The following is a 13,075-nucleotide window of genomic DNA, read 5'->3' on the forward strand; positions in this document are numbered from 1 at the left end:
AAATATCTGGTTTATTGCCGGGTGCTTATCAGGTTTCGGTTTCGGAGTTCGTTGACACACTGCTCCCAGGAACTTCCGCTTCCCCATAAATAGTAAGAAAAGTACATCGTCGTTTTTTGAACGATGGGTGTCCAGGGTTGAAATTCGACGTAATAATGCGGGGCTTCCTGGTTGTCGGGGTGATTCATCCACATGTGCAGGAACAAAGGTTGTGAAACCGGGAAAGCGCCAACAAAGCTTACTTTAGCCTGGGTGTCGTAACCGGCATTCCAGCCTTCCTGTACCCGAATGGCCTGGCCATAGTATTGCTCCGGTTTCATGCGGTATTCCTTTAATCCATCGGTGGTTGGAACTGTAAAAATATCTTCGGTCCAGTGTTTTTCGCCGAGCTCCAGAATGGGTTGAGGCCCGATTACATTGGCTTCAGGATTTTTGAAAGTGAGCGCATACCTCACTTCCAGCAGAGGCGAGTTTCCGTAAAGGGTGAACGTTTTTTTTAGATGATTTCCAAAATAATCGGCATCCATCTCAACCCGTACAAAATCGCCCTCAGCTTTTACCAGTTTGGCGTTGTAAATCTTGTGTGTTTCCATGCTGGCTTGTCCCAGGAAATCCTCAAAGCCGCCGTAGGGGTAATAACCGTATTTTCGAAACGGCTTTTTATCGTTGTAGGTTTTTTCGGGCCATGCCTTAAACAGCACATTGTCTTTTTTGCTTTTTACGATGTATTCGATTACCCGTGCGCCGGTGCGCAGAAGAGTTACTTCCACCGAATCGTTTTCCATGCGGTATTCATTCATCCCATCGCTGTTTAAATCTACTTCATAAGCATAGACATTTCCTGTTTTAGGGCCAACTCCCAGTTGCCCGCTAAAAACAGTTCCCAACGCGCGAACCTGAACATCGTATTCTCCCGGTTCAAGATCGAGGTTGAAATTTAATTCTTTGAAAGTTGAAATACCGGTTTCGCAGTTCATCGTTTGTGTAAATACCGGTTTGTCGGACTTATTTTTTCGGAATACGTCCACTTTTACCGGGAATGGTTTCTTTTCAGAAAAGTTATGAATGGTAACCGGAAACTGAACCTCGGGTTCATGGCCGTACAGCAACTGGTGCGCTGAAATGGCAGGCGGCAGATCCAGCATGGCAACAGTGTTTTTTGCTCCACTTTCATAGTTGAAATGAACGGCAACAGGATTGGTCGATCCCATGGCTTGTTTGCTGATGGTAAGCGGAACATTGAATTGCCGCGTTTCGCCTGGCTCCAGTGAAACTGAAGCGCTGACTTTCCCGGCTGTTTCAATACCGGAAGGGAAGGTAAACGATAAGCTTCCGTTTAGGGAGCTATTGGTGTAGTTTCGCAGCGCGACTTGCAGGTTGTATCCATTAACGGAGGCTTCCATGTCGATGTTATCACTGAAATAATTTTCAAGAAAATACCGGTCGAGATACAGCAACTGGAGGGCATTCCTGAATTTTGCAGGCCCCATCATCAGCGCATTTTCAAAAACGGCAATGGCTTTTCTGCTCAAAATGGCCTCCCAAAGTGCAGTTGGGGTAAATTCCTTTTCTTTCTCAACAAATAGCATCATTGAAGAAGTCATGTTTCCGCTTAGCATCCCTGTTTTATTGATGAACGGCACATTCTCGTTATCGATTTGCTCTTTGTTTCCCGGAATGGCAAAGTATCCGTCGAATTCGAAAGCATCAGAGGGAGGATCATAAACCGGGCGAAACGCGTAACCGCCTTTTTGATGTGCATAGTCGATCCATGCCTGTTTGGTTTGCATGTCCTGGACCTGTAGTCCATCGTAGTCTTTACATCCGTAAATGGGCGAAAATCCGACATCGGCTAAAACCGGCAAGTCGACTTGCTGCACCCACGTTTTTATTTCCTGTTGGGCGAGGAAATCCATGTAGCCATCAAAAATAAACCAGCTGTTTCCTTCATTCATTCCCCTGCCAATAATGTCTAACGGATGCCCGGGAGTGCAGGTAACGCTTTTAAGTAGGGTGGAGGCGCCAAACCATCCTTTTTTCAGGTTGAAATTTGTTGTAATTTCCCGGGTATCGGCGATGAGCTGAATGAGTTTTTCTGCTTTGGCGTGATCGGCGGTAAGAATGGCAAAAAGTTTTTTATCCCCGGTTTTTGAAACAAAGGCATAAACGGGTTCAAAATCGATTGCCTCGAATTGATAACAGTTTAATGCTGTGGCCCAGCTAAAAATTACTTTTGCTTGTGCTTCCAGTTCAGCTCCAAAAGCTGTTCCCGGACTAACGATAGCAAGTATATTGACATCAGTCAATTCTCCGGAGAGTTCTTCTTTTGAGGGCTGGTCAAGAAATTTATAAGGGTTTTGGAAAAGAGCGGAGATGAAGCCCTCCTGCAGAAATAATCCGGGAATGCCCATGTCGTCAGCTACGTCAATTTTACTTTGCAAGATGGTTGGTTGCAGATTAGTGATGGCAGTTTTAAAGAGGTTTCCGTAGCGATTCCAAATCGTATAATCGTTATGCCAGTGGTTGGTATAACCGTTAAACTGAAGTTTGTTTTCGATGGGTTTGGCCAGTTTGTCCTGCTCTTTATTGATCTGTCCGTTGGAAGACAGTGAGTGAAACAGGAAAAGGATGAAAATTACAGTTAACTGAATTTTAAATGTTGATTTCATAAGCCTGGTTTTAGATGAAGCTAAGAAAAGGGGTAAAGTCAGAATAGAAAGAACGCAGAATAGAAAAAAGGCCGCCACAATCAGGCGGCCTTTATATGGATTACTGAACTAAAAGACTAGAAGTTGGCACCACCGGTATCCCACCAAAGACGGGTTGCGATGTCGTCTTTGGCACCTGTCCCCATAGTAGCAACGGCAGCAGCAACACCTGTCGGATTATTGTCGCGTTCGCCAATTGCAAAAACCTGTCGTTTCAGGAATTCATTGGCAGGGATAACTCCCCAGTCTGAATTACTATCGTTTTTGGTATTGTACGGCAGTTTCGGATAACCCGTTCTCCGGTGATCACACCAGGGTTCATTGGCATTTGTGAAATCGTTGATCCATTTCTGGGTGATGATCTTCTCCAGTTTGCGTTCATTGCTGTCGGCAGCGTTCCATGCCACTGTAATATTCGACCTGGAAGTCCAGTTATTTCTGGAGTCTTTTGGATCGACATAGTTGATTGGTGTGCTTGTAGCATCAGCTAAGTAAGCATCTACTCCGCCTGCTCCCCAATGGGCAAACGAAGCCTTTACACCGTTTTCGTAATTCTCCTGCGCATCTCCGGCACCATCCCATCCACGAAGTGCAGCTTCAGCTTTTGCAAAATATACTTCCGCACACGAAAATGAGATTCTGGAAGTGACCGATTTGAAGGATTCACTTACCGTAGAATAAGTTAAACGTTGGTCTTTTGCTTCGAGATATGCCCCACTGTGAATGCCTTTGTAAGGGTAAGCAGGATGGTCGGGATACAGTGTATTGTCGGTAGCCGGTTCAAAATATTTTTCAATTCGCGGGTCTTTCAACCCTACCAAAAATGATTCCATTGCAGCACTCATACGTGTATCACCCCATTCGAAACAGATAACGGCTAAATACAATTTATTGCCATAGAGCGCTACATTAAAATTATCACTTTCGGTAAGTATTAAACCGGCAGCATCGCTCATTGCTTTCTCTCCCTGTGCTTTTGCCAGATCAGGAGCTGTTTTTGAAATTCTGATGGCCAGTCTTAACCGTAAGGAGTTAATGAACTTTAACCATTTGTTGATGTCTCCGTTGTAGCTGGCATCAAATTTTTTCAACCCTGTGTAATCTTTGTTGGCAGCGAAAACTGCCTGAACTTCATCCAACGTGGCGAATAAGTTGTCGTATAATTCAGGTTCACTGTCGTAAATATTGGATTGACCTTTTATGCCATAATTGGAATAGATTACCGGACCGTGAAAAGAGGTAAGTTTAGAGATGGCGTATGCCTGCACCAGTTTTGCCCAGGCTGAAAATACTTCATAGCCACCTTCGTTGGCCATTTTTATTACCTGTGCTCCCGGAGACATAATATTGTTATAAATGCGGTTCCAGTTGTTGTTGCTTGAGTTCCAGGTAATGTAATAAGTTGTATTATTTGCTCCTCCTACAAATGGTGTTGGACATCCAACGTGTCGCACCCAGTTGTCGTGAGAAAGGTCTTCGTCGATTTGCCCTCCGAACAGATTGTAAAGCATGTTCTGAAAAGGCGAGCCCAACAAGTTAAAGTCCTGTTCAAGTTCCTTATCCGAAATTTGGAATTGATTTCTGTTTGCCTCTTCGAAATTATCGGTACATGCCAAAAATCCAAGAGTAAATATGATTGCAAAAAATATCTTTTTCATAATTCTTCAGTTTTAGAAAGTTACTTTAATGTTAAAGCCGTAAGTCCTGGTTGCAGGAACGTTAAAGTTGTCGAGCGACTGTGAACTATTGTTGGTACTCATTGCTAACTCCGGATCAAAAGGCGCTTTCTTATAGAAGATAAATAAATTCTGGCCAACAAGCGACAGGTTAACACCAGCCAAAGGAAGATTAAGCTTTTTAACATCCAGGTCATAAGCAATGGACAACTGGCTTAAACGAATACTGGTTCGGTCATAAACGTAAGGCTCAAGGATCCCATTACGACCTCCTGTCCCTTTTCCTTCCGAATAGTATAAATAAGGATCTATCTGAGTTACCGGAGTCGTTCCCTGGATACCGTTGATTTCAACATACCCCAGGTCTCTTGCATCGCCTGTCCTTTTGCTAACTCCCCAGCCGTCGAGCATTGATTCGGTTTGACTAACCGATTTTCCCCCAAATTTACCGGAGATAAGTGCTCCAATGGTAACACGGTTCCATTGAATATTATTATTCCACGAAAGAGTAAAATCGGGTAATAAATTCCCCAGATATCCCACGGTCCAGTCATTAACATCGTGCTTTGCAGCTGTTTTTAAAGGATTGCCGTTTTTGGGGTCGAGCATAATACGTCCCTGGTCATCGCGGCGGAACATAAAACCGTAGAGGTCGCCAAAAGAGCCACCTGCTCTCAGGAATGTTTCGTAACCTTCTGAAGATCCCATTCCGATAATACGGGTTGGGTCATCCGGATCCAATTCAACAATCTCGTTGTTATTGGTAAAAAAGTTAAATGCAGTACTCCATTCCACCGCACTGGTTTGAACCGGAATAAAGTCAACGGTAAGTTCAACTCCTTTGTTTACAATCTCACCCACGTTAATGTTTTTGGTTGTGTACAAACCTCTTTCTTCAGGCGGCAAACTTATGTTCAGGAACTGGTTGGTACTCTTGTTGTAATAATAAGTAAAATCAGCTCCAACCCGTCCTTCAAACAATTTAAATTCAAAACCAAGCTCATTACTGGTTATCTTTTCAGGTTTCAAATCAGTCCAGGGTTGCCTGGTGTTTCTATTGATACCTCCAAGAGAACCTGATATGGTATGATCTGAACGAATGGCATTCCATGGCACTTCTTTTGCTGCCTGGGCGCTGGAACCTCTCACTTTCAGGAAAGAAATAAATTCGGGCAATTCGAAGACATTGCTAAGAAGTGCAACCAAACCCACCGATGGATAAAAATAGGATGGTCCGTCTGTGGTGCCGACAAGTGTTGAAGACCAGTCGTTTCGGGCAGAAACATCAAGATACAGCATGTCGTTATATCCCAGGTTGATGCTACCATAAACCGACTGCAGGATGGTTTCGCCACCCGATTCGGTGATTACTGTGTTGGTCGGATAGTTTTGTGTTGAGAATACATTCGGATACAACAGACTGTTAGTACCATTGTCGGCGCTCATCCCCAGCCAGCTATGTTTTGAATAGCTTGCTCCAATAAATCCGGATGCTTCTAATTTTCCAAATTTGTTGTCGTATTTCAGTAGTGCATCGGAATACAACTTGGTATCGGTGCTGTTGGCGAAAACATACCTTCCGTTTGCCGAAACATTGGTAACGTTTGAACCGGCATAATCTTTCTGAGTCATTTTGCGGTCAACGTATTCATATGTTCCTCTTGCGGCAAGAGTAAGATGATCGGTCATACTATAGTTGCCTGATACCATTGCAATAATCCTCTTCGTTTGTTCTTCCTCGGGTTCCATGTTGATAATCCAATAGGGATTGCTGATATGGTGGTCAACAACATATACGTTCTGGAGATACATGTTCCTTTTTTCGTCAAAATACTTGTAATTGGTTTTGTAATCTTCCCAGTTTCTTTCTCTTGGGAAATTATATAAACCCGTTAATGGATTAAGGTAATACCCCGCAACATTTCGGTTCTTAACATTTTCGGTTGCCAGCATCACATTGGAAGACAGCGTTAACTTATCGTCCAATAGTTTGGTTGACTGTTTTAACGAAAGGTTGTTTTTATTGTATTCGTTGTTGGGAATAATACCTTCGGCAGAAGTATTCGAGTAAGAAAAATATGCCGTAGTTACTTTGTTTCCGCCACTAACCGTTACGCTGTTTACTAAGTTGTTACCAACCTGAAAGAAATCTTTCATTTGATCTTCAGAGTAGTTGGTACCGCCTTTGGTTGACGACCAACTTTCTTTTGCCCCGTTTAACGCACCGTAATCAAATTGTAATTCGGGATAAAGCAGAACACTTTCAAAAGTTGTGGTAGAACTTAACGTTACATTGGTTTTCCCCTCACGTCCCTTTTTAGTAGTGATAAGCACAACACCATTTGCGCCCTGGCTACCGTAAAGAATGGAGGCATTTAAGCCTTTTAATACGTTAATGCTTTCGATGTCATCCGGATTAAGTTGCGACAAACCGTCGCCCTGGTCAGCTCCACCCCACATTCCGGGCTGGCCGCGTTTGATGTTCATAATTGGTACACCGTCGATTACGTAGAGCGGTTCGCTGGTTCCTCCCAACGACTTGAATCCTCTGAGAACAACTCTCGTTGAACCTCCTGCTCCGGACGAACTCTTTTCAATCTCCAAACCTGCGGCTTTTCCATTTAAGGCATCCATGAAGTTAATGCTTTTGGCTTTCATTAATTCTTCTCCCGATACCTCCTGAGAAGCATAAGTCAAAGTCTTTTTGTCTCGCCGGATACCTAATGCTGTAACAACAACCTCTTCAAGGCTTTTAGTATCAACAAGCATCTGAATGTTTTCTTCCGCTTGTCCTGAATAGGTAATTTCCTGGGAAATCATGCCAATAAAGCTAAAAACAACAACGTCTCCTCTTTTTACATTATTAAGGACATAGTTTCCATCCATATCCGTAATCGTCCCATTCGACGTGTTTTGCACAACCACCGATACTCCCGGGAGAGGAAGGTTGGAATCGTCGGTAACCTTACCCTTTAAAACTCCCTGAGCACTTAATGCTGACGCAAAGCAGGTCATCAATAGTGCATTTAAAACGAAAATAACCACTGATTTTTTAATCGTCAGCCATTTTAGATGATCGTGGCTGAACTCCAACCGAAATTTTTTCATAAGTAGTTTATTTGTTAATGATCTGATCAAAATACGGTAGATCGATCACTTTCTATTTTTGTGCCGGAGTAATTTTTTTTGATTTCTTGTTAATCTGGATTAATTTAGGATTAATATATTTGTAATACGATGTTATTCAGGGGGATGTATTAAGCGTTTTTGTTTTGAAAAGAGCGTTTTCTTTTGTTGAATTGAAGATTGTTTGGATAAAAGTTTAAGAATTTCTTAAAAATTAATCAAAACGATATCATTGTAGACTATAATATGTCTTTCTTGGTGTTGTTGTTGAAAACCTGACTAAAGCAGAATGTAAACTTACAATTTGAGTGGTGAGTCGTGCCTTTTTTTACATGGAGCAGAAGGTGCGGTGGTTCATCCTATAATTGTTAAAATGGTTTTACAAAAATCTTATATGAATATAAAACGGCTGTTGTATTGTTTCTCAATCATTTTGTTAGCTGCTGTCGGTGTTCGTGCAGATGAACACCGGGGCGTTTACTTTCGGTCGAAAGAAGTAGGGGTGGAAGAAAGAACCGGGATTGATCTGACCAAAAATGGTGCAATAAAATACCTCGACAAGTTTACGATTGAATTCGAAATTTCTTTTCGCGAATATGCCGAGCGATATGGTTATATTTTTCGGTTAACGGATAAAGAAGGCGAGCACAAAATTGATTTAATATGTAAAATTGATGAAACGTCGCCGGATCTCATTTTACTGGTCGACAGGAAAGAAACAAACCTGCAGTTGGGCATGACTCCTGAACAAAAAAGGCTCACTAATGTATGGTATAAAATCAGGTTGAATGTCGATCCCGATTCCAGAGAAATAAGCCTTCAGTTTGCTGACAAAATTGTAACAGATAGTATTGCGTTTCCTAAAAGGTTAAAACTGAAATGGGCATTCGGATGTGTGCAGAATTTCGGAAAAGGCATTGGCGAGGTTCCCCCTATATCAGTTCGAAATATAAAATTTTATAATAACGATTACCTGACTTATTTCTGGCCATTGTCGTTTACAGATGGTACAACGGTAAGAGATTCAGTGCACGGCAAATCGGCTGAAATAGTTAATCCGGCCTGGGTAGTTGAACAGCATCAGAACTGGAGAAAGATCCGGACTCTGGAATTCGATGAGTTTCCTCAAATTGTTTACAAAGAAGACCAGGAAGAAATTTATTTTGTTCAGCGCAGTAAAAAGTTACTTAAATACAACCTGAATACAGGAACGGAAATAACCTTAACGTATAAAAGCGGAAATCCTTTCTATGAAGACGGACAACAAGTATTCTTCAATAAAAAAGGAGAGCTGGTGGCTTATTCCGACTATCGGACACTTTCTCCAAAATTTGACGAAAAAATGCTAAGCTGGAATAACAGCTTTGATACGATCGCATATCTCCCTAAATATTGGCATCATAATCATTTGTTGCATCCCGAAAACGGAAAATATACAGCCGTATGCGGATACGGTTTTTTTAATTTCTTCAATACTTTCCGCGTTTTTGATGAGGCTTCTTCCACCTGGTCGGAATTAGAAATGAACGGCGACCGGATAGGGCCCCGTTATTTGGCGGCACTCGGACAAAGCCAAAAAGACAGTAATGTATACTATTTGTACGGAGGTGTTGGAAATGAAGACGGTAAACAGATTTTTGGGAAAAACTTTTACTACGATTTGTTTAAAATAAATTTCAAGACCAATCATGTAACCAAAATGTATGAACCGCGGTTAATGCGAAAAGCAAATTTTGCTCCGCTTAATACCATGATCGTCGATGATTCCAGAAATGTGTTTTACACGCTTTGTTTTTCACTCAATCACTATGTCAGCGAACTTCAGCTATACAAGGGAAGCATGTTGGGCGACCAGGGTTTATTTTTCGGGAGTAAAATCCCTTATACGTTTACAGACATAAATTCCTACGCCGACCTTTATCAATGGCCATCGCATAATAAACTGGTGGTACTTACCATGCATAAAAAAACAGATGATAGATATGAGGTGAATTTGTATTCCATCAATTTTCCTCCTTCTGATTTTGTGTTTACCAAGCCGGTTAATATGGCTTCAAACCTGTTAGCTGATTCAAAATATCAGTTGTTACTTGCGGTAATGTTGTTAATCGTTGGCGCCGTGATTTTTTTCCTGATACAAAGAAGTATTTATAGCGCAAAAAGACAGGATAATAAAAACAAGTTAATCATTCCTGCCGATCCGGAAGAAAAACCAAAGACCAAAGGGAAAGTATTATTATTTGGTGGTTTCCAGGTTTTTGATGAGCGAGGCAAAGACATCACTTATCGGTTTAGCCCTACACTTAGGGACCTTTTTTTGATGATGTTATTATTTACCATGAAAGATAACAAAGGGATTTCGTCAACTCAAATACAGGAATATTTATGGCCGGAAAAACCCGAAGAGAAAGCAAAAAATAACCGCGGTGTTAATATCAAAAAGTTAAGATTTATTCTGGAAGACATCGGGGATATTAGTATTTCATACGATGGTAGTCAATGGCGAATCAGCCATAGCGAGGAAGTTTTTTGTGACCTTGAATATATTCGGCAGGTGTATACTTCTAAAGATCAGCAATTTTTTATTCAGGAATTAAAAGAAAGTATCGAAACATTAGCCAAAGGTCCTTTTTTAGACGGGATAGAAAAAGACTGGCTGAATAATGTGAAAGCTGATATTACCAAAAGAATTGTTCGAAGGCTGGAGGATGCATTTAATATTCTTGATATTGTTGAGGATGCAAGCCTGATAAATGAAATTACAGAAGTAATTTTTATGTTCGACCAGGTGAATGAATCGGCATTGAAATACAGTTGTAAAATCCTTTACCAGCAGGGTAAATACAGTTTGGCGCAGGATGCTTATAATCAGTACGCCAAACGTTACAAACAGCTTTACGGGGAAGATTATCAGGGTGCGCTAAAAGAGCTGGTTAAATGATCAATGGTACACCGACAACACAGTGAATTCTGAGTTGTCGGGTACAATACGCTGGCAAATTATTGTCGGATTATAATTCCGGAAATCTGGAGGGTTCCACTTCCCTCATTATTTCATAGGCTTCTCTGAAAAGGCGTTCAACGTTGGGTTTCGAGAAATATTCACCATCGATGCCATAGGCCGGGCGGTGTTCTTTTGCCGCCAGGGTTCGTGGTGCAGTATCAAGGTAATCAAACGCTTTTTGCTCTTCCAGCACTTTTTGCATCATATAAGCGGTACCACCACCGGGTACATCTTCGTCCATAAAGATCACCTTGTTGGTTTTCTTGATTGATTCCAGGATTCTGTGATTAACATCGAAAGGCATTAAGGTTTGCACGTCAATAACTTCGAGTGATATTCCCTTGTATTTCTGAATTAAATCGGCCGCTTTTATGGCGTGATGAACGTTCCATGCGTATGTTACCACGGTAATATCGGTCCCTTCCCGCATAATTTCCGGAACCCCTAGCGGAACTTTGTATTCTCCGTGATTAACGGGTAGTTTCTCTTTTACATTGTAGGCTTTTAGCGGTTCGATTACCAGGGCCGGATCGTTTCCTTCGAGCAGGGTATTGTAGAATCCTGCTGCCTGGGTGAGGTTTCTTGGAACACAAAGGTACATCCCACGCAGCGAGCCCAGCAGCATTTGCATTGGTGATCCGGCATGCCAGATACCTTGCAACTGATGTCCGCGTGTACGAACAATAACCGGGGCCGCCTGTTTTCCCATAGTCCGGTATTGCATGGTGGCCAGGTCGTCGCTTAGCTGCGATTGCGCATAAATCAGGTAATCGAGGTACTGAATTTCGGCAATGGGGCGAAAGCCGCAAAGCGCCAGTCCCACTCCTTGTCCGATTATGGTTGCTTCCCTGATTCCGGTGTCGGAAACACGGTGGATGCCATACTTTTGTTGCATTCCTTTCATTCCCTGGTTAACATCGCCCAGTTTCCCGGTATCTTCGCCAAAAGTTACCAGGTTCGGATATTTGGCAAAAAGGGCATCAAAGTTTTTGTTCACCACAAGCGATCCGTTTACCTCCTCCGACTTTTCGTTGTATTGCACCGGCACTGCCTGAATATTATGGATAGAATCCACTCCGCTACGGTGCAAGCTACTGCTGTAAAATTCCCGGGTTCGGTCTTCAAATTGCTTAATCCAGGCTTTCAACTTCGTTCTTTCTTCCTGTAAATCGGGCATCGGATGCAATTCCAGGTTTAAGCGTTTGGCAAAACTTAGATGAGAACGCCGGGTCGGGAAAATTTTATCCGTCACTTTCTCAAAGCGGCGTAAACTCTGCAGGTCGCTTTTTTCATCAATTCTTTTTAGAATAGAAGTGATTGCTTCCCGTTCTTTGCTGAATCCGTTGACATAGTTATTCCAGGCGTTTTTACGCGCTTCTTTTACTCTTTTTTTCGCTGATTTCTCAATTTCTTCAATCATATCGAGGTCGGCAATACCCGATTCAAGCATCCATTTTCGCATCTGGTTTAGGGCATCAAACTCATTTTCCCAGTCGAGGCGTTCTTTTGACTTGTACCGCTCGTGCGATCCCGAAGTTGAATGTCCCAAAGGTTGGGTGAGTTCGTAGATGTGGAAAACCACCGGAGTCTGTGTTTCCCGGCAGAAGTCAATGCCTTGTTTAAAGGTGTTTACCAATTCCGGATAATCCCATCCTTTGCATTTGTATATTTTTACGCCGTTGGTATTCTTTTCTTTTTCGAAACCTTTCAGTACTTCCGAAATGCTCGACTTGGTGGTTTGCAGTTCTATGGGGACGCTGATTCCAAATCCGTCGTCGTAAACCGCAATTGCCAGTGGTACCTGCATAACACCTGCTGCGTTGATGGTTTCAAAGAAAATACCTTCAGAAGTACTGGCGTCGCCGATACTGCCGAATGCCACTTCATTGCCTTTCATGTTATTCTTGATCCGGTGGATCAAATCAGGGGTTTCACGAACAATCTTCGCGCCCTGTGCCAGTCCCAGTAAACGTGGTATTTGACCGGCAGTTGGCGATATGTCAGAAGCTGAATTGTATTGGTCGGCCAGATCTTTGATTTCGCCTTCGGGTGTAATGTTACGCGTCGAAAAGTGGTTGTTAAAGTTACGTCCAGCAGTCGACGGATTGATCTCAATGTCGGTATCACCGTATATCATCGAAAAAAACTCTTCAGGTTGCAGCAAGCCTAAGGCCAGCATAAAAGTCTGGTCGCGGTAATATCCCGAACGCCAGTCGCCTTTTCTGAAACACTTGGCGTAGGCAAGTTGGGCCACTTCCTTTCCGTCGCCAAAAATGCCAAAATGAGCCCGCCCGTTGTGGACTTCTCTTCGTCCGGCGATACTTAACTGTCTGCTGAGGAAAGCCGTATAGTAATCTGTTAATGCTTCCTTCGTTGTTATCTGATGGTTGGATTTCAATGCAGTTTTTTCTGTAATCATTTCTTTACTATTAAAACCGTTGGGTTTTTATGGGAAAATAACGTTTGAAATGGACAATTGTTCGGGGTTTTATTGGGTGAACCCTATTGGCGTTTGGCTGAATTTAGATATTTTTAGAAGCAATAACCTTTACCTGCTGACT

Annotated in this window: 5 protein-coding genes; 1 reads left to right on the forward strand and 4 read right to left on the reverse strand. The window is 42.4% G+C overall.

Going from position 1 to position 13,075, the window contains the following annotated elements; all coding sequences use genetic code 11:
• Positions 1-11 precede the first annotated feature (11 nt).
• The 3 genes from MR764_RS08120 to MR764_RS08130 all read right to left on the reverse strand — a co-directional run bounded on the left by MR764_RS08120 (position 12) and on the right by MR764_RS08130 (position 7,492).
• On the reverse strand, positions 12-2,669 hold the full coding sequence (locus MR764_RS08120; protein WP_247978909.1) for a hypothetical protein: 2,658 nt from the start codon (positions 2,667-2,669) through the stop codon (positions 12-14).
• Positions 2,670-2,785: 116 nt separating this feature from the next.
• Complete coding sequence (locus MR764_RS08125; RefSeq protein ID WP_247978910.1) at positions 2,786-4,366, reverse strand: SusD/RagB family nutrient-binding outer membrane lipoprotein; 1,581 nt, start codon at positions 4,364-4,366, stop codon at positions 2,786-2,788.
• A gap of 12 nt (positions 4,367-4,378) precedes the next feature.
• Positions 4,379-7,492 (reverse strand): SusC/RagA family TonB-linked outer membrane protein, encoded by a 3,114-nt coding sequence (locus MR764_RS08130; protein WP_247978911.1) that lies wholly within the window; start codon positions 7,490-7,492, stop codon positions 4,379-4,381.
• A 412-nt stretch (positions 7,493-7,904) separates the two neighbouring features.
• On the opposite strand from MR764_RS08130, the gene MR764_RS08135 reads away from it, so the two are divergent.
• Positions 7,905-10,451 carry a hypothetical protein gene (locus MR764_RS08135; protein WP_247978912.1) on the forward strand — a complete coding sequence of 849 codons (2,547 nt, stop codon included), beginning with the start codon at positions 7,905-7,907 and terminating at the stop codon, positions 10,449-10,451.
• A 70-nt stretch (positions 10,452-10,521) separates the two neighbouring features.
• Here MR764_RS08135 and MR764_RS08140 read toward each other — a convergent pair whose 3' ends face one another.
• A complete protein-coding gene (locus tag MR764_RS08140) occupies positions 10,522-12,933 on the reverse strand; it encodes an alpha-ketoacid dehydrogenase subunit alpha/beta (protein ID WP_247978913.1) in 2,412 nt (803 codons plus the stop codon).
• Positions 12,934-13,075: the final 142 nt, after the last annotated feature.

Origin of the sequence: Maribellus sp. YY47, assembly GCF_023111095.1 — a bacterium.
Classification (GTDB): Bacteria; Bacteroidota; Bacteroidia; order Bacteroidales; family Prolixibacteraceae; genus Draconibacterium.

Coding starts and splice junctions, on each gene's coding strand:
- MR764_RS08130 (WP_247978911.1), bottom strand. CDS start 7,492: ATGAAAAAATTTCGGTTGGAGTTCAGCCACGATCATCTAAAATGGCTG.
- MR764_RS08140 (WP_247978913.1), bottom strand. CDS start 12,933: ATGATTACAGAAAAAACTGCATTGAAATCCAACCATCAGATAACAACG.
- MR764_RS08125 (WP_247978910.1), bottom strand. CDS start 4,366: ATGAAAAAGATATTTTTTGCAATCATATTTACTCTTGGATTTTTGGCA.
- MR764_RS08120 (WP_247978909.1), bottom strand. CDS start 2,669: ATGAAATCAACATTTAAAATTCAGTTAACTGTAATTTTCATCCTTTTC.
- MR764_RS08135 (WP_247978912.1), top strand. CDS start 7,905: ATGAATATAAAACGGCTGTTGTATTGTTTCTCAATCATTTTGTTAGCT.